This is a genomic window from Roseovarius sp. MBR-79 (genome assembly GCF_053628555.1).
Genome location: NZ_JBRJGP010000016.1, coordinates 22873 through 38507, shown reverse-complemented (window position 1 = coordinate 38507; position 15635 = coordinate 22873). Strand labels below are relative to the sequence as shown.

The window sequence follows — 15635 nt, the reverse complement described above, 5'->3', positions numbered from 1 at the left end:
GCCGCCATGGGAAAGTCGCGGATCGCGACCGGCGTTTTGCTGGTGACGCTTGTGACCGGGGCCATGGGCTACACCATCGCCTCGGCCGTGCTGACGTATCAGGATCTCGGCTTCGGGGCCGAGATCGACTTTGCCTATATCGCGCAGAACTATCTGGCGATCCTCGATCGCCGCCCGGAGGACGCCCAACTCATCCACCTGATCATCGGTAGCTTCGCCGCCGCCGGTATGATGCTGAGCCTCGCCCTGTCGGGGTCCGCGCTCACACGCTTTGGCCAGACCCATTGGCAGACCTCCCGCGAGATGAAGGCCAATGGGTTCTTCGGCGCGCCCGGGACGGGATTCATCCTCGGTAAACTTGGGGCGCCGGGCTCCCGCGCGAAATACATCTGCTCGACGGTCTTTCCCCATGCGCTGATCGTGGCCCCCACGGGTCGCGGCAAGACCACGGGTTTTGTCATTCCGAACCTGCTCACCTGGCAAGGCTCTGCCGTGACGCTCGATGTGAAGGGCGAGTGTTTCGAGGCCACGGCGCGGCACCGCGCAGCCCAGGGCGACAAGGTCTATCGCTTTGCTCCCACGGATTGGGAGAGCAAGCGCACCCATCGCTATAACCCGCTCCTGCGTATCTTCGAGCTGAAAGATCCTGCGCGCCAGCAGATGGAACTGCAGCTCTTGGCGACGCTGTTCCTGCAGAGTGACAACGACCGGGTGCAGGGCCTCCTCAAGGGCGGGATCGATCTCTTCGTGGCGGCAGGGCTTTTGGCCTTCCAGCGCAAGCGCCCGACCTTGGGCGAGATTTACCGCATCGCTGCCTCGGGCGGGAACAAGCAGAAGGAGTATTTTGCGCGCGGCCACGAGGTGGAGAACAGGGCCGCCAAGCTGATCTTCACGCGTCTGGCCTCGACCAACAACGACACGCTGACCTCATACGTTTCGCTCCTGATGACCTCGGGGCTCGATCAATGGCAGAACCCTGCGATCGATGAGGCGACGGCGGTGTCGGACTTTGATTTCCGGACGATCCGCAAGAAACCCTTCTCGGTCTATCTCGTGGTCCAGCCGCTTATGGTGAAGCCCCTCGCGCCCCTCATCCGCCTCTTTTTCTCCGATCTCCTCTCGGCCATGCAGGAAAAGGACCCAGGGCCGGATGAGCCTTGGCCGGTGATGATCATGCTCGACGAGTTCAATCGTTTGGGCAAGATGCCCATCGTGGTCGAGAGCATCGAGACCCTGCGGACGTATCGCGGTCACCTCGCCGTGGTTACCCAAACCATCCCCGCCCTTGATGAAATCTATGGCGAGAACACCCGCCGAGCCCTGCAGGGCAACGCGGGCGTGAAGCTCTACCTCACGCCCTCGGATGAAAAAACCGTCGAAGAGCTGAGCAAGGCGGTTGGCAAGACCACGAAGACCGTCATCACGCGTTCGCAGTCCATCGGCAAGAACCCATTCGAGGGCCGTAGCCAATCCACACGGACCGAAGAAAGCTCCTTGCTCCCCGAAGACGAGGCGCGCCGCCTGCCGCTCGACGAGATCGTCATGGTCATCGATGCGCAGATGCCCGTACGTGCGAAGAGAATCCAGTATTTTGACGATCGGCTGTTCAAGGCGATCCACGCGGCGCAGACGGGCGAGTTGCCGTTCCCGGAACCGGGGGGAGGTGGGTCGCAGGGCACGCTGCCGCTGAGCATGCGCGCCATGCCGATGACACAGCCACCGGACGGCCCCCGTGGTTCTGAAGCTGATGTGGAGCGGGCACGCGAGGGCGTTGACGGTCAACCGTCAGGGCAATCTGATGTAGTTCCAAAGAAGACCGCGCCTGTCGTTCAAGCCGTTATCGCCGAGGAACAGCGCCAGATGGAGATGGATTTTGGGGGACAGCTTGCGGATGCCGAGACAGTGGGGGTGGATGATGAGGCGCAGATGCGCTCTGCCGTTGATGGCTTGGACGATATGGAAGCGATGCTGCGAGAGGGGGATGTCGAAAAGCTGGTTGCTCGATAGCGTGGTGTGCATCGCCATCTTTCAGGGACGGCGGAAAGCGGAAGTTCGCTGCAGCGCCGCTGTACAGCTCGTAAGTCTGAAAAGCGGTCTTTCGTAGTTCAATAGTTCTACGACATCCCATCGGGCTGTTCACCAGCAACACAAAATCGTGTTACGGTTGCACCAACTTCAGGAGGCAGCTTTGACGATCTACGACATCACGATTTCCAACTGCAACAGTATTGACGAAGCGCACATTCAGATCACCAAAGGCGTGCTGAATATCAAATACGGTCCGAATGGACTGGGTAAGAGTACGGTTGCCAAGGCAATATCAGCTCACGTGAATGTCGACGGGACACTAGCTGACCTCCTCCCGTTCAAACTTCGCAAGGTAAAGACTGATAAGGTACCCGTGGTTTCTGGAACAGGTGACCTTCAATCCGCATTGATCTTTGATGAAGCCTACGTGAATCAGTTTGCATTTCAGCAAGAAGAGGTCGTGAAGAACAGCTTCGAAATCTTCATCAAAACACCAGAGTACGATGCCGCCATGGACCAGATCGCAGTATCGTTTGAGGGCATCAGGAAAGCGTTCGGCAACAGCGAAGAAATCGAACAAACGACCAAGGACCTGAAGGACCTTCGTGATGCCTTTGGTAAGGCTAATAAAGATGGTTCGATCTCAAAAACCAGCAAGGTGATCAAAGCTTTCGGAGATGGCAACAAGATTGATAACGTCCCAGACCAGTTGCTGCCGTTTGAAACCTTCATCAAGGGTGACAATCCGTCAAAGTGGGTGGGTTGGCAGATCAAGGGGAACGAGTTTCTCAAGAACGGTGATGTTTGCCCCTACTGCGCATCGGGTTTGCCTGAGCAGAACCAAAAGGACACTGCGCTTGCAGTCTCCAAACAATACAATGCAACCGCAGTTGATCACCTCAATACCCTCAAGGCTGTAATTGAACGGCTTGGGAGCTACTTCAGCCCGTCATGCAAGGAAAATCTTGACAAAGTAGTGAATGCAAAGCTGGAGTTGACCCCTGCGGAAAAGAGTTTTTTGGGCAGCCTGCGAACTGCAATCAGTGCCTTGATAGAGCAGCTTGATGGCCTGCGAACTATCTCATTCTTTGCGCTGCGTGATGTCGATCAGATCGATGCAAAGCTGCAAGGGCTGAAGATCGATTTGGGTATGATCGATAAACTTGACTCACCAGAGACGAGGAAAGTCATCGACCCAATCAACGCCCAGCTAGAAGAATTACTCAAGAAGGTGACGCCGCTGAAAAAGCTGGTCGGCGAACACAAAACTCGGATCAGAAAAACAATTCAAGAAAACCAGAAAAGCATCAATGGCTTCCTGAAGTCCGCAGGTTATCGTTATGCGGTTTCGATTGTTGCTGAACCGGATTCATACAAGATGAAACTAATTCATGACGATCTAGATGAGCATATAGAGATGGCGTCAAAGCACTTGAGCTATGGCGAACGCAATGCCTTCGCTCTTGTTCTGTTCATGCACGAGGTGAACAGCCGGAAACCGGATCTCGTGATTCTAGACGATCCGATCTCCTCATTCGATAAGAACAAAAAATTTGCCATCCTACATGAGCTGTTTAGAGGCAAAGGGAGCCTTCAGAATACCACAACCTTGATGCTAACTCATGACATTGAACCGGCCATTGATGTTGTAAAGAGCACTGCGGGACTGTTTGCAAAAGCAAAGCCTGAAGCATCCTTCCTATCAGCAAAGGAGGGGGTGATCTCAGAGGTTGCGATTACAAAAGATGACATCCAAACGTTTGCTCAGATTTGCACTGAAATTGTTGCAAGTGATGCGGACACTCTGATCAAGGCGGTTTATTTGCGAAGACACTATGAGATTTTGGACAATATGGGCATGGCATATAATCTTCTTGCAAGTCTGCTACACAAACGTGTGCAACCTACCGTCAAGTCGGTTGCTGAAACTCGCGCCATGACGGTGGAAGAGAAAGCTGCGGCCGAAAAAGAGATCAAAGGCAGAATCCCAGCCTTTGACTACGATGCGCTGGTTGGTGAGGTGCAAAATGAGGCTGGCCTACTGGCCAAGTATCAGGCCACGGAAGTTGGCTATGAAAAGATTCAGTTATTCCGCCTGATAAACGGTCAGCATGACGATGATGTGATCAAGAAGTTCATTAACGAGGCGTACCACATCGAGAACGAGCATATCATGCAGCTTGATCCCAGACGCTTTGACAGTGTTCCAGAGTATGTCGTCAAGGAATGCGATAGGCTGCTAACCGCATGAGTTCCAAGCATTTGAAGGAAGAGCATCCGTTCGTAACCTGCGAAATCACAGCAAGTGACGATGGGTCCGAGTTCACTGGCGTATTGACGTACAAGGGCTTTGAGAACGGCAAGCTGAGCGGTCCCAGCTTGGCATCTGTGCGGGATCAGTTCCAAGTGCTTTGTGATCTACTGGACCAGCAAGGTGGCATGTTACGACGTGGAACGATCATGTTAGGTTATCACAATGATGAATTGAAAGGCGACGTACTTCTCCCTGATGGAGAAGTAATAGGGTTCTGGGAGATGGAGGTGGATGATGACACCAGCCACTTCACACCAGAAGCACAGGGCGAGAGCGCGTTAAGCGCACCATCGGCGTGGATGTTGCAAGATTCCATTGCAGACTGGTTGGGAGTTTACTGCAACAACTGAAGAATTCAATTTAGACTATAGTTGCCAAAATCAATTGCCGTCGGGAGTGACGAACTGTAAGCGTCGCCTGGCACCCACCTGTTTTTGATCCGGATGATTTGAGACTCAGACCCTGTTGGATAACAGGAGGTGAGTTTCGCCATGGAGACTACGAACGAGTTTCTCACGCGTTTGGGCGTTGAGGTCTCACAGACCGGGAGCCGACGTTGGCCGGATCGTGTGAAGGCGCGGATCGTTGCGGAAACGCTGGTGCCTGGGGCGACGGTGAATAACGTTGCGCGCAAGTATGACCTGCGCCCGAACCACCTGTCGGGGTGGCGGCGGCTGGCCAAGGACGGTGAACTTGTTTTGCCCGCGCCGGAGGCTGACGCGGACTTCGCCCCGTTGGTGCTGTTCGATGTTGAAAGCCCGCCACCGGCCGAAGATACGGAATCGGCAGCCTCGGCGGTCGAGATCATTGCCGGAACGGTTTCTGTCCGGCTGGACGGAGCAACGCCCGCGGCACGGATTGCAGAGATCGTGCGCGCTCTTGGGGACGGCGCATGATCTTTCCGTCAAACCGGGTGCGCATTCTGGTGGCGACGCAGCCCGTTGACTTCAGAAAGGGCCATGACGGCCTCACCGCGCTGGTCCAGTCGGCTCTGCGCAAGGACCCGTTCACCGGGACGGTGTTCGTGTTCCGGGCCAAGCGCATGGATCGATTGAAGCTGCTCTATTGGGACGGGTCAGGTCTCGTGATGGCCTACAAGCGCCTCGAGGACACGACCTTCACCTGGCCCGCGATCAAGGACGGGATGATGGCGCTGAACCACGCCCAGTTCGAGGCGCTGTTTTCCGGGCTGGACTGGCGCAAGGTCAAGGCGCTGGACACTCGGCCACCGGCTGCGGCGGAATGAATCAGGGTGTCGAATGCAGCGGTAATGGGCCTGATTCCGGGCTATAAACCTGGCTATGACCGCCGCTGCCAAAGACCTCGATCTGTCCGTCCTGCCACCGGAATACCGCGTGGCTTTCGAGGCCTTGCAGGCAAAAGCTGCGCGGGCCGCAGAGCTGGAGGACATCGTCAAACGTCTTGAGCATCTGGTGGCCGAGCTGAACCACGTGGTCCACGGCAAGAAGTCCGAGAAGCTCAGTGAAGATGATCGCCAGCTGGCGTTCGAGGATCTTGAGGCTGCCGTCGCCGAGGCCCGCGAACAAAAGCAGGTGCAGGCGCCAGATAATGACACGTCCAAGCGCAAAAAGATCCCCAGACGCAATCGTGGCAATCTGCCGGAAGGGCTGCCGCGCATCGAGCGAATGATCGAGCCGGACAGCTTCGACTGCCCGTGTGGATGTGGGCAGATGCACAGGATTGGCGAGGACCGCAACGAGCGGCTCGACATCGTTCCGGCGCAGTGCCGGGTGATCGTGACGATCCGCCCGAAATACGCCTGTCGCACCTGCACGGATGGGGTCACGCAAGCTGCGACGCCGTCTTGGCTGATCGAAGGCGGGCTGCCAACTGAAGGCACCATCGCGCATGTGCTGGTGAGCAAGTATGCGGATCATTGCCCTTTGTATCGGCAGAGCCAGATCCTGGCCCGTAACCGCCCGGTTGTGGCCGCCTGCCCGAGTTGAGTGCGGTGGGGTAGCTTGCGTCGTTACTGACGTCATTACGGACGTCAGCTTCGACGGGGGGCGGGTATGCGGGACGGGGTGCTTCTTGGGGTCGAGCGGCGGCGTCGCTGGACGGATGAGGCGAAGCTGGCGATCCTGGGCGAGGTCGGGGTGAACGGCTGGACGGTGCGGGATGTTGCGCAGCGGCATGACGTGGCGCGGCAGCAGATCTACCAGTGGCGGCGGGAGATGCGGCGCAAGGGGCTGTGGCCTGTGGTCGACGCGCCGGTGTTCCTCCCGGTGGAGATGGCGGTGGCGCCGGAAGCGGCGGTCGCGACGGAGCCGGGCGGGATGGCGGGCGAGATCACGGTGGTGCTGCGCAACGGTCGGCAGCTGCGGTGTCCGGACGGGATCGGGGACGCGGCGCTGGTACGGTTGGTGCGGCTCCTGGAGACGGCATGATCGGGCCGGGGACCGGAGTGCGGGTCTACCTGGCCTGCGGCGCGACCGATATGCGCAAGGGGATCGCGGGGCTGGCGGCGCTGGCGCAGGACCAGCTGCGGCAGAAGCCGGCGAGCGGGGCGGTGTTTGCGTTCCGGGGCCGCAAGGGCGATCGTTTGAAGCTGCTTTACTGGGACGGCCAGGGGTTCTGCCTCTACTACAAGGTCCTCGAGCGCGGCCGGTTTCCCTGGCCGAAGGCGGAGGATGGCGTCGCGCGGCTGACCTCGGCGCAGATGGCGATGCTGTGGGAAGGCATCGACTGGCGGCGGCCGAACTGGGGCGCGCCGCCGGCCCGTGTGGGATGATTTATCCGGCTGAATCGCCTTGTTTTCATGGCGTTCACGCGTGACCGGTGTTAACTTTCGGCATGTCCGCAGACGCCGCAATCCTGCCCGAAGACCCTGCGCTTCTGAAGGCGATGATCGCCGCGCTGCAGGCCGAGAACGCCAGGATGTCGGCGACGATCCGCGCCCATGATCAGCTGATCCAGACGCTGCGGCTGCGCATCGCGAAGCTGAAGAAGCAGGCCTTCGGAAAGTCCTCGGAGAAGGTCGAGCGCGAGATCGAACAGCTTGAACTGGCGCTGGAGGACCTGCTGATCGCCGCGGCCGAGGGCGACACCAGGCCGCCGGCCGAGGACGAGGCCGCACCGGCGCCCCCCGCCGGAGAGACGGCCGAGCGCAAACCGCGCCGCCGCCCGCGTGTGTCAAAGACCACCCCGCGCGAGCGCCGCGAGCTCGATCCCGGCAGTTGCTGCCCGGACTGCGGTGGCGAGCTGCGGCCGGTGGGCGAGGACGTCAGCGAGATCCTCGACATGGTCGTGGCGCAGCTGAAGGTCCTCGAGATCGCGCGGCCGAAGAAGTCCTGCCGCCGTTGCGAGAAGATGGTTCAGGTGCCCGCGCCCAGTCGCCCGATCCCGGGCAGCATGGCGAGCGCGGCGCTGCTGGCCTACATTCTCGTCTCCAAATTCGACGACCACCTTCCCCTGTATCGCCTGGCCGAGATCTTCGCGCGCATGGGCGCGGACATCCCCGACAGCACGCTGGTCGACTGGTGCGGGCGCGCCATGAAGGTGCTCAAGCCCCTGATCGACCGGATCGAGGCCGCGATCATGGCCAGCGACCTGCTCCACGCCGACGACACCCCGATCCGGGTGCTGGACCGCTCCCTGCGCGACCGGGGCCTTGGCAAGGGCGTGAAGAAGGGCCGGGTCTGGGCCTATGTCCGCGATCAGCGACCATGGGCGGGAACCGCGCCGCCCGGCGCCGTCTACCGCTTCGCCCCGGACTGGAAGGAAGAGCACGTCCGCGAGCACCTTCAGAAAACCAAGGGGATCCTGCAGGCCGACGGCTACAAGGGCTATGCCAAACTCTACGATCCCGGGCCCGACGGCGCTGTCCAGCTCCGCGAGGCGGCATGCTGGGCGCACCTGCGTCGCGACTTCCATGATGTCTGGACCTCGACGAGATCAGCGATTGCCCGCGAGGCACTGGACCGCATCGGGGCGCTCTACGACATCGAGCGATCCATCTCGGGCCAGCCCGCCGAGGTCCGCCGCGCCGTCCGCCAGGAGCAGAGCAAGCCGAAGATCGAAGCCTTTCGCGCCTGGGCCGAGCAGCAGCTCGCGCGCATCCCCGGCAAGAGCGATCTCGCCCGCGCCTTCCGCTACGGCCTCAGCCGCTGGCCGTCGTTCTGCCTGTTCCTGGAGGACGGCCGCGTGGCCATCGACAACAATCCGGCCGAGCGCGCCCTGCGACCCATTGGAATCGGACGGAAAAACTGGCTTTTTGCAGGCGCCGACACCGGTGCCGAAACCCTCGCGCGCGCCATGACCATCATCGAGACGGCCAAGATGAACGGCCTTGACCCGCAGGCCTACCTCGCCGACGTCCTCGACCGCATCAACGATCATATGATCAACCGGCTCGACGAGCTGCTGCCCTGGAACTGGGCGCCACGCACCGCCCCGCAGGCCAAGGCCGCTTGATGGCCACCGTCACCCAGATCTGCGCCCTCGACTACGTCGCAAAGATACTGGGCGAGGACCTGGAACTCCTCGAAGCCATCGTCTGGAACGACGACAATCTGACCTACGGATCGATCATCAGCGTCCACACAGGCCCGGAAGAGGCCATCACGGCGCTGACCGACGACGGAATCGAGGAGCTGCGCGACATGCTCCGTGACGCAAGGCGCTCCCCCCAACACTGGAGCGACTTCCTCAAGGACTTCGTTGACGACCCGGATATCCTCGCCCGTGTCAAGAAAAATGGGCCGCGGTAGCAATCGGGCCGTTACCCTGGCCCGTTCAGGCATCGACATTCACCGCTCGACCCTGGCCGACTGGGTCGGCGTGGCAGCCTTTCACCTGGCGCCCGTCGTGGATCGGTTGGCCGAGCACCTGAAGACGTCCACGAAGCTGTTCATGGACGAAACCACGGCGCCGGTGCTGGACCCGGGCCGCGGGCGGACAAAAACCGGCTATCTCTGGGCGCTGGCGCGTGACGACCGATCATGGGGCGGCGATGATCCCCCCGGGGTGGTCTATTTCTATGCTCCCGATCGCCGCGGGGAGAATGCCGAGACGTTCCTGACAGGGTTCAACGGCACACTGCAACTTGACGGTTACCAGGGCTACAACCGGCTGACGCGGCCGAACCGCAAGGGCGGCGATCCGATTATTGTCGCGCATTGCTGGGCCCACGCCCGCCGCAAGCTCAAGGAAATCTTCGACCGCGATGGCTCGGAAATCGCTGCCGAGGGCCTGCGTCGGATCGCCGAAATCTATGCCGTCGAGAAAGATATCCGCGGCACGTCCCCGGGTCAGCGTCTGTCGGCCCGCCAGGCCCGATCCGCCCCTCTGGTCGAAGCCTTCGGCACCTGGCTACAAGCGCAGCGCCTGCGCATCTCGGCCAAATCACGCCTCGGCGAGAAGCTGGCCTACATCCACCGCCACTGGGATGGATTGCAGACCTTCCTGACGGACGGACGCGTCGAGATCGACTCCAACAAGGTCGAGAATTTGGTCAGGCCGATTGCTCTGAACAGAAAAAACGCGTTGTTCGCCGGCCACGACGAGGGTGGCAAGGCATGGGGCCGCATCGCATCCCTCATCGAGACAGCCAAGATCAATGGCGTGGAGCCTTTTGCCTATCTGAAATCTACGCTCGAAGCCATCGCGGCCGGACACCCGCAACACCGGATCGACGAGTTGCTTCCCTGGAACTTCCAGCCGTCAAGCTGAAACCCCAGTGCCTTCCAGACACCGCTTACGACGAACTCCCACAATCAATAGACTAATTCTTATTCCAGGCGAGTGTCCAGCGTGTCTTTCTCCCGCCCGCCATCAGTTGGTTCAAATCCGACGTCCGCAATGCAGGCTGCGACGCCAGCACTCGATGACAGGGGGGACGTCAGCTTTGGGCCGTCACCGGCGTCCAAGTCGACCCAGTCTTGCCAGCTGCGCCAGCATTTTTGACCCCGAGTCTGCGGATCCTGTGCCTCCTGCGGAACCCGTCTGCCCCATCCCTTGCCGAACAGGCATCTGCTGCACACCGAAGAACTGCCGCGCTCTGAGGGCTGCATATTCCGCACCGCTTGCCCCACCGATCAGGTAGCGATTGTAGGCCTGCTGGCTGCCCATTGCGGCGCGGGCAAAGCTGTAGCCGCCGCCGAGACCACCGGAGAGGGCGGGCATCATGATGTTTCCGGAGATCGCGCGGACGATGAAGGGCGTGGCAATGATGAAGCCCTTGGCCATGAGGACCATCATGAAGAAGGGGATGAGCGCGCCTATGTTTGAAGCCCCTTCCGGGTCGCCAAGCTCACCGATCAGAGCGGAAGAGACGCCAGTGATCGTTGCGAACACGCCGGCGACGACGATGGGGTAGAGTGCGAAGGAAACCAGTGCCGAAAGCCATCGCGCGAAGTAATCTTTGGTCACTTCGAAGAGGGTCAGGAAGATCATCACCGGGGCAATCCCAATCAGGAGTGCGATCATCAGGCGGGATGCCACGAGAATGAAGGCGGCGAGCCCACCGAGGATCGAAAGTAACAGCACCCCGACAATGTCGAGCATGGCACCTGCCATCCAGTTCAGCTCTGATCCGGCTGCATTGAGGTAGTCGCCGAGTTCCGCGATCAGCCGGTCAAACTCTTCGGCAAAGGTCCCAGAGGGACCTGGGGTGCCGCCACCGACTGAGGCGACAAGCGCGCCCGCAATGCTGTCGATGCCGGCCAGGATGGCGGTGGAGAGGGCGTTGAACTGCACCCAGTTGGTCGCGAATATCCCGATGAGGCCGATCTTGACTGCCAGCCAGAAGGCCGTGCGGCCGTCCATCGCCTTGTATTGGTAGATCATGTTCAGGAAGACGAGAATCACCACGAGCGTTGTTCCCAGGACGAGAAGCGTGCCGACCGTTGCCGCGACCGACCCGAACTGGGTTTCTGCTGCGGTGTCGAGATAGCCCTGGGAGGTTTCAACGAAATAAGTGACGACGCTCATAACGGGACTACCCTACCAATTGCCTGCAGCTTCGCAGATGGCTTTGGCGGCAGGGCGGACGGCGCTGGCGCGGCGGTTGTAGGCGTCCGAGGCCTGCAGCATTTCCCAGCGTTCGTCACTGGCGTGGCGCTCACGAAACGCCCCCTCGGCATCGTCCCAGGACGGGAACCGGATCTCGCAAGCGCAGCTGCCAGTCTCTACGATGCGTTCAAGATTTTGGGCTCGGTAGATGTCTTGAACCAGCACGCGCTGATAGGCTTGGCGCAGGGGGATCTCCTGCATCCACACGGGTTCAGCGGGCCGTTCTGGACAGACGTCGGAACTGCGCTCGAGGGTCGGCACGAGATTGCGCTCAGCGAAGCCGGGTGCCGACGTCAGGCCCAGGACCAGCGCAGCCAGTACGAGGGTACAGCCCGCCTGCCTCATGCCGTGGCTCTGGCGGGTGTGGTCTCGCGCTTCAGGAAGACAGTGTGTCCCACATTGGCGAATTCCGAGGAGCTGATCGACACGACCTCCCAGCCTTCGGCCCCCTTCACATTTAGGCTGGCCTGCATGTCGGCAAGACTGGTTTTGCGGGTCATGGGAAAGGACAGGATATCGTATTCAAAGGTTTTCATTGGGAAGCTCCGATCTCATTGTTGCCGGGGAGGTAGAATTCGGTGATCCCGCGTTTGCCATCATGGCGACCGGCCTGGATGATTACGTCGATGGAGTTCTCGATGTACTGGATCATGTCGGCATAGGTCATGGGGATCTCGGTCTTGAGCGCGGCGATGGCCAGACGCTGCACGGCAAGTTGCGGGGTTTCTGCGTGCAGCGTGGTCATTGAGCCGCCATGGCCAGTGTTGATCGCCTCGAGGAAGGTCATGGCCTCCTTGCCTCGCACCTCGCCCAGGATGATCCGGTCGGGGCGCATGCGCAACGTTGCGGTGAGCAGCACATCGGCGGTCTGGAACTCCGCATCGCGATTGGCGATGAGGGTCACGGCATTGGGCTGGGTCGGCAGAAGCTCGGCGGCTTCCTCGATGGTGACGATGCGTTCCTCGGATGGCACGTGCGAGAGGATCTTGCGCGCAGCCACGGTCTTGCCGGTGGAGGTGCCACCAGAGACGATCATGTTGAGCTTGTTCTCGACGCAAAAGGCCAGCGCATCGTCGATCACGCCCGCGGCCACGACCTCACGCAGTTGCCGGGTTTTCTCGAGACGGAGTTCCTCGAGCTTGCGTTCTTTGCCAAAAAGGAAATCGAGTGCGATCCCATCGAGTGGCAGACTCGAGAAGAACCGAAGGCTGATCGACATGGCCGAGAGCACGGCAGGCGGGGTGATGACCTGTGCGCGGATCGGACGGCCCTTGTAAGTGATCGAGACCGAGACGATGGGGCGGTCCTTGCTCATCGTGGTGTTGGCAGAGGAGGCGATCTGGTTGCCGAGGTCCTTCACTTCGGTTGCTGTCAGCTTCTGGTCCAGCTTTCTCATGAAGTGATCGCCCTGGAACTCGCCCCAGCAGGTTCCGTCTGGGTTGATGCAAATCTCGATGACATCGTCGCGGGCGGCGGCGTCGATCCGGTCGAGCGAGGTTTGAAGATAGCTCAGCGACATGGGCTCAGAATATCTCCAGATCGCGGTCGACCATGACCGTGACGCGGGCGCCCTGGTCGACATAGACGACCGGGCCGATCGAGAGGTAATCGCCAATCACACTGTCCGTGGCATCGGCAAGATCATCGCCCACGTCTTCGAGCACATCCGCGGCGGTTTCGTCCTGCACATTTGCAGCGGCTGCACTAGGCGCGGCGGAGATCAGTGAAATCAGCGCGGCCGAGCCGAAGCGCTCGTCAAAGCGCGTGTCGACAAAGCCGGTGACGCCGGAGCGACCCAATTCATCGCCCCCAAAAGAACTGATCTGGATGGTCTGGTTGTCGGGCAGAATGATCCGGTCCCAAGCGATCGTGACCCGGCGCTGCGCGATATCAACGCCCGAACGATAGCGCCCGATGAGGCGGGATCCACGCGGGATCAAGAGCCGAGAACCGTCGAAACTGAACACGTCTTCGGAAACAACGGCCCGGGTCTGGCCGGGCAGAGAGCTGTCGAGGGCGGTTTCCATGACGGCCTGGATCATCGTGCCCTGGATGATCGTGTTGGAGGGGTTGGCGATGACCTCAGCTTGCGTCACCGAAGTGGGCAGCGCACCATTCAGCACAAAATCCGTCACTTCCCCAAAAGTCCGTTCGGTCAAAGCAGTTTCATTTGCGCCTGAGGTGCCGCCAAAGGCAATGGTGGGCGAGGTGATGCGGCGCTCCTGAAACGCGCGCTCCTCAGCAGCGCGGCGTTCAAGTTCCGCGAGCCGTCGTGCTTCTTCCTCGCGGCGCAGCCGTTCTTCTTCCCGCGCGCGCAACTCGTCCTCGGTGGGCCCGGTGGGTGCGGGGAGGGGGCGGTTGGCCTCGAGTTGGGCCAGTTCCAGATCCATGCGGAGTTGCTCAAGGCTGCGATCCCGCGCCGTCAGTTCGTCCTGGAATCGTTGCTGTGCGGCTTCCGAGGCGGCTTGGAGCGCAGCGATCTGAGCGGTCAGCGCGTCGATCGCCTCTGCAGCGGCGGTGTCTTCCTCCACGACCGGTTCAGGGGCATTGCGCAATTCCTCGATCTGGGCCTGAAGGGCTGCGAGCTGTGCCAGAAGCTCAGCATTGGGCTCGACCGGATCGGGTGCGACGAACACAACCTCGGGCTCGGGCGGGGGCAAGGTCTCGATGGCGCCGAACCCGTCGCCTTCGTTCTGGAACACGTCCGGCGTGGCCGTGGGAAGGACTTCCTCTTCCTCGGGTTGGGACATGAGATAGAGCAACGCACCGCCCGCGCCGATCACGAGGACGACGACCAAAGCGAGCAGCGGTGAGCGCCGTGGGGCAGGGGGCGAACCAGCGCCCTTGCCTTGTTCTAGAGCAGCGAGGCGTTTCTCGAGGTCTGCGTTTCCAGTATCGCTCATGAGCCTACCCCCGCAGGTGGGGTGGCCTCGATGCAGACCACCTCCTCCCCGATCCGCAGCACCCATTGTCGGTTCACGCCTGAAACCCGGATCACGCTGTCCTCGGTGGCTTGCGTGTTGACCGTGCGCTCACGGCCATTGGCGTAGCGGAAGATCGCAGGCACCGGCGCGTTCCGCGGAAATTCGAAATACGTAAACGTCCCGTCATCCCAGACACGGGTGGGGGTGAACTCGGTCCGCGCGCTGGCACCGTAATTATAGTTCGGCGCTTGGGCCGCGATGGCACGTGTGGGCCGCGTATTGTCTTCGGGGTAGCGGAACTGGACCACGTAAAAGGTCGGACTGCGGGTCTCTTGGACGTTGAAGTAATAACTGCGCCTGTTCGTGTAGACGGTCACATTGGTATGCACCCCGCGCGCCACCGGCTTGATCGCGAAGGCCTGACCGCCGGGTACGCCGTCGATCTCGAAGCCTTCCGTGTCGCCCGCAATGATCGAGCGGATGCTCTCGCCTTCCCCGAACTCGACCGTGGTCACATGGGTGAGCGACACGCTGAGGCGGTAGACCTGACCTTCTTGATATGTTGCCAGCCGCACCCGATTGTCATTGGGCCCGCCACGCGGGATGGCTTCGGCGAAAGCAAGGCCGGGCAACAGGGCAATCAGCAATATGAAAAGTCGAGCAGGGAACAAATTCAATTCTCCAATCTGTCGGAGCGGATGGAATATTCGAGGACCGTGAAGCCGAAGGGGTTGGTCCAGACCTCATCGATGGAGCGGCGGGTCTCGGGGCGGAACTCGAAGAGAAGCGTGGCGGTGAAAAGCCCGGTTTGGACGCCGTTGATAGATGTCAGGCGCTTGCGCAGGCGGACCGTCGCGCGGTTGGTTCCGATCCGGTTTATGCTGAGGATCTCCACGTCGAGCCGCGCATTGGGGCCATAGACCGTCGGCGGGTAGTTCTCATTGGCGCTGTTCCAGATCTGGCGCAGCCCGCTCTCGGCAGCTCCGTCCGAGCGGCGCAGGACGTTGCGGATGCGCAGATCGTTGTCGAGCTGGTTGTAGACCTCCCGGTCGGTCACATAGCGGAACACCTCCGCCTCGATGATCGCCTGGTTGGCGGTCACCGAGGAGGCGCCGACCGAGGCTTCGGGGAGTGCAAAGCCGGTGGCGGGATCATAGGGAACAACGACGGGGGGCGGGTCGACATCGAGGATCGAGACCGCCGCGGCGCTCAGACAGCCGATGACACCGAAGACAAGGCCCGTCAGGCCAAGGCGTTGCCAGAGCCGTTCGCGGCGCAAGGCACCGTAGACCAGCTCCTCTTCGATGATTTCCTGTTCACTCGCCACCTGTCACAAC

At 60.8% G+C, this 15635-nt stretch carries 16 protein-coding genes and 2 pseudogenes; 11 read left to right on the top strand and 7 right to left on the bottom strand.

Annotated elements, in window-relative coordinates; all coding sequences use genetic code 11:
* The first annotated feature begins 6 nt into the window (after positions 1–6).
* The 11 genes and pseudogenes from ACSSV8_RS15395 to tnpC (ACSSV8_RS15345) all read left to right on the top strand — a co-directional run.
* Positions 7–2007 (top strand): type IV secretory system conjugative DNA transfer family protein, encoded by a 2001-nt coding sequence (locus ACSSV8_RS15395; RefSeq protein WP_282092902.1) that lies wholly within the window; start codon positions 7–9, stop codon positions 2005–2007.
* A gap of 181 nt (positions 2008–2188) precedes the next feature.
* Positions 2189–4279, top strand: coding sequence for an AAA family ATPase (locus tag ACSSV8_RS15390; RefSeq protein WP_282092903.1), 2091 nt, complete (start codon positions 2189–2191; stop codon positions 4277–4279).
* Positions 4276–4692, top strand: coding sequence for a hypothetical protein (locus tag ACSSV8_RS15385; protein WP_282092904.1), 417 nt, complete (start codon positions 4276–4278; stop codon positions 4690–4692). The genes ACSSV8_RS15390 and ACSSV8_RS15385 overlap by 4 nt, the downstream gene beginning before the upstream one ends.
* A gap of 141 nt (positions 4693–4833) precedes the next feature.
* Complete coding sequence (gene tnpA / locus ACSSV8_RS15380; protein WP_454283037.1) at positions 4834–5238, top strand: IS66-like element accessory protein TnpA; 405 nt, start codon at positions 4834–4836, stop codon at positions 5236–5238.
* A complete protein-coding gene (gene tnpB / locus ACSSV8_RS15375) occupies positions 5235–5588 on the top strand; it encodes an IS66 family insertion sequence element accessory protein TnpB (protein ID WP_454283036.1) in 354 nt (117 codons plus the stop codon). The genes tnpA (ACSSV8_RS15380) and tnpB (ACSSV8_RS15375) overlap by 4 nt, the downstream gene beginning before the upstream one ends.
* Positions 5589–5643: 55 nt before the next feature.
* A pseudogene (locus ACSSV8_RS15370) lies at positions 5644–6276 on the top strand (IS66 family transposase zinc-finger binding domain-containing protein); the annotation flags it as partial.
* A 99-nt stretch (positions 6277–6375) separates the two neighbouring features.
* Positions 6376–6750, top strand: coding sequence for an IS66-like element accessory protein TnpA (gene tnpA / locus ACSSV8_RS15365; protein ID WP_454283035.1), 375 nt, complete (start codon positions 6376–6378; stop codon positions 6748–6750).
* Positions 6747–7094 (top strand): IS66 family insertion sequence element accessory protein TnpB, encoded by a 348-nt coding sequence (gene tnpB, locus ACSSV8_RS15360; protein ID WP_454283034.1) that lies wholly within the window; start codon positions 6747–6749, stop codon positions 7092–7094. The genes tnpA (ACSSV8_RS15365) and tnpB (ACSSV8_RS15360) overlap by 4 nt, the downstream gene beginning before the upstream one ends.
* A gap of 62 nt (positions 7095–7156) precedes the next feature.
* Positions 7157–8776 (top strand): IS66 family transposase, encoded by a 1620-nt coding sequence (gene tnpC, locus ACSSV8_RS15355; protein WP_454283033.1) that lies wholly within the window; start codon positions 7157–7159, stop codon positions 8774–8776.
* Positions 8776–9072: a hypothetical protein gene (locus ACSSV8_RS15350; protein WP_454283032.1), complete on the top strand. Its 297-nt coding sequence runs from the start codon at positions 8776–8778 to the stop codon at positions 9070–9072. Before tnpC (ACSSV8_RS15355) ends, ACSSV8_RS15350 begins: the two co-directional genes overlap by 1 nt.
* 4 nt (positions 9073–9076) lie before the next feature.
* Positions 9077–10033, top strand: a pseudogene (gene tnpC, locus ACSSV8_RS15345) (IS66 family transposase); the annotation flags it as partial.
* A 183-nt stretch (positions 10034–10216) separates the two neighbouring features.
* On the opposite strand, the gene ACSSV8_RS15340 reads toward tnpC (ACSSV8_RS15345), so the two are convergent.
* The 7 genes from ACSSV8_RS15340 to ACSSV8_RS15310 are packed head-to-tail and all read right to left on the bottom strand — an operon-like array spanning position 10217 to position 15625.
* Positions 10217–11293: a type IV secretion system protein gene (locus ACSSV8_RS15340; RefSeq protein WP_009807518.1), complete on the bottom strand. Its 1077-nt coding sequence runs from the start codon at positions 11291–11293 to the stop codon at positions 10217–10219.
* Between the two features lie 12 nt (positions 11294–11305).
* Entirely contained in the window at positions 11306–11719 is a 414-nt protein-coding gene (locus tag ACSSV8_RS15335) for a hypothetical protein (protein WP_454283031.1), read from the bottom strand.
* A complete protein-coding gene (locus ACSSV8_RS15330) occupies positions 11716–11910 on the bottom strand; it encodes a hypothetical protein (protein ID WP_009807516.1) in 195 nt (64 codons plus the stop codon). The genes ACSSV8_RS15335 and ACSSV8_RS15330 overlap by 4 nt, the downstream gene beginning before the upstream one ends.
* Complete coding sequence (locus tag ACSSV8_RS15325; protein WP_454283030.1) at positions 11907–12893, bottom strand: ATPase, T2SS/T4P/T4SS family; 987 nt, start codon at positions 12891–12893, stop codon at positions 11907–11909. The genes ACSSV8_RS15330 and ACSSV8_RS15325 overlap by 4 nt, the downstream gene beginning before the upstream one ends.
* A 4-nt stretch (positions 12894–12897) precedes the next feature.
* Positions 12898–14277 carry a TrbI/VirB10 family protein gene (locus ACSSV8_RS15320; RefSeq protein ID WP_454283029.1) on the bottom strand — a complete coding sequence of 460 codons (1380 nt, stop codon included), beginning with the start codon at positions 14275–14277 and terminating at the stop codon, positions 12898–12900.
* Positions 14274–14969, bottom strand: coding sequence for a TrbG/VirB9 family P-type conjugative transfer protein (locus ACSSV8_RS15315; RefSeq protein WP_454283028.1), 696 nt, complete (start codon positions 14967–14969; stop codon positions 14274–14276). The genes ACSSV8_RS15320 and ACSSV8_RS15315 overlap by 4 nt, the downstream gene beginning before the upstream one ends.
* A 2-nt stretch (positions 14970–14971) precedes the next feature.
* A complete protein-coding gene (locus ACSSV8_RS15310) occupies positions 14972–15625 on the bottom strand; it encodes a virB8 family protein (RefSeq protein WP_288960351.1) in 654 nt (217 codons plus the stop codon).
* Positions 15626–15635 lie beyond the last annotated feature (10 nt).

Excerpts from the sequence above, each read along its gene's own strand:
- ACSSV8_RS15350 (WP_454283032.1), top strand. The coding sequence starts at position 8,776 with ATGGCCACCGTCACCCAGATCTGCGCCCTCGACTACGTCGCAAAGATA.
- tnpB (WP_454283034.1), top strand. The coding sequence starts at position 6,747 with ATGATCGGGCCGGGGACCGGAGTGCGGGTCTACCTGGCCTGCGGCGCG.
- ACSSV8_RS15340 (WP_009807518.1), bottom strand. The coding sequence starts at position 11,293 with ATGAGCGTCGTCACTTATTTCGTTGAAACCTCCCAGGGCTATCTCGAC.
- ACSSV8_RS15320 (WP_454283029.1), bottom strand. The coding sequence starts at position 14,277 with ATGAGCGATACTGGAAACGCAGACCTCGAGAAACGCCTCGCTGCTCTA.
- tnpA (WP_454283037.1), top strand. The coding sequence starts at position 4,834 with ATGGAGACTACGAACGAGTTTCTCACGCGTTTGGGCGTTGAGGTCTCA.
- ACSSV8_RS15395 (WP_282092902.1), top strand. The coding sequence starts at position 7 with ATGGGAAAGTCGCGGATCGCGACCGGCGTTTTGCTGGTGACGCTTGTG.
- ACSSV8_RS15385 (WP_282092904.1), top strand. The coding sequence starts at position 4,276 with ATGAGTTCCAAGCATTTGAAGGAAGAGCATCCGTTCGTAACCTGCGAA.
- ACSSV8_RS15330 (WP_009807516.1), bottom strand. The coding sequence starts at position 11,910 with ATGAAAACCTTTGAATACGATATCCTGTCCTTTCCCATGACCCGCAAA.
- tnpB (WP_454283036.1), top strand. The coding sequence starts at position 5,235 with ATGATCTTTCCGTCAAACCGGGTGCGCATTCTGGTGGCGACGCAGCCC.
- ACSSV8_RS15335 (WP_454283031.1), bottom strand. The coding sequence starts at position 11,719 with ATGAGGCAGGCGGGCTGTACCCTCGTACTGGCTGCGCTGGTCCTGGGC.
- ACSSV8_RS15325 (WP_454283030.1), bottom strand. The coding sequence starts at position 12,893 with ATGTCGCTGAGCTATCTTCAAACCTCGCTCGACCGGATCGACGCCGCC.
- tnpC (WP_454283033.1), top strand. The coding sequence starts at position 7,157 with ATGTCCGCAGACGCCGCAATCCTGCCCGAAGACCCTGCGCTTCTGAAG.
- tnpA (WP_454283035.1), top strand. The coding sequence starts at position 6,376 with ATGCGGGACGGGGTGCTTCTTGGGGTCGAGCGGCGGCGTCGCTGGACG.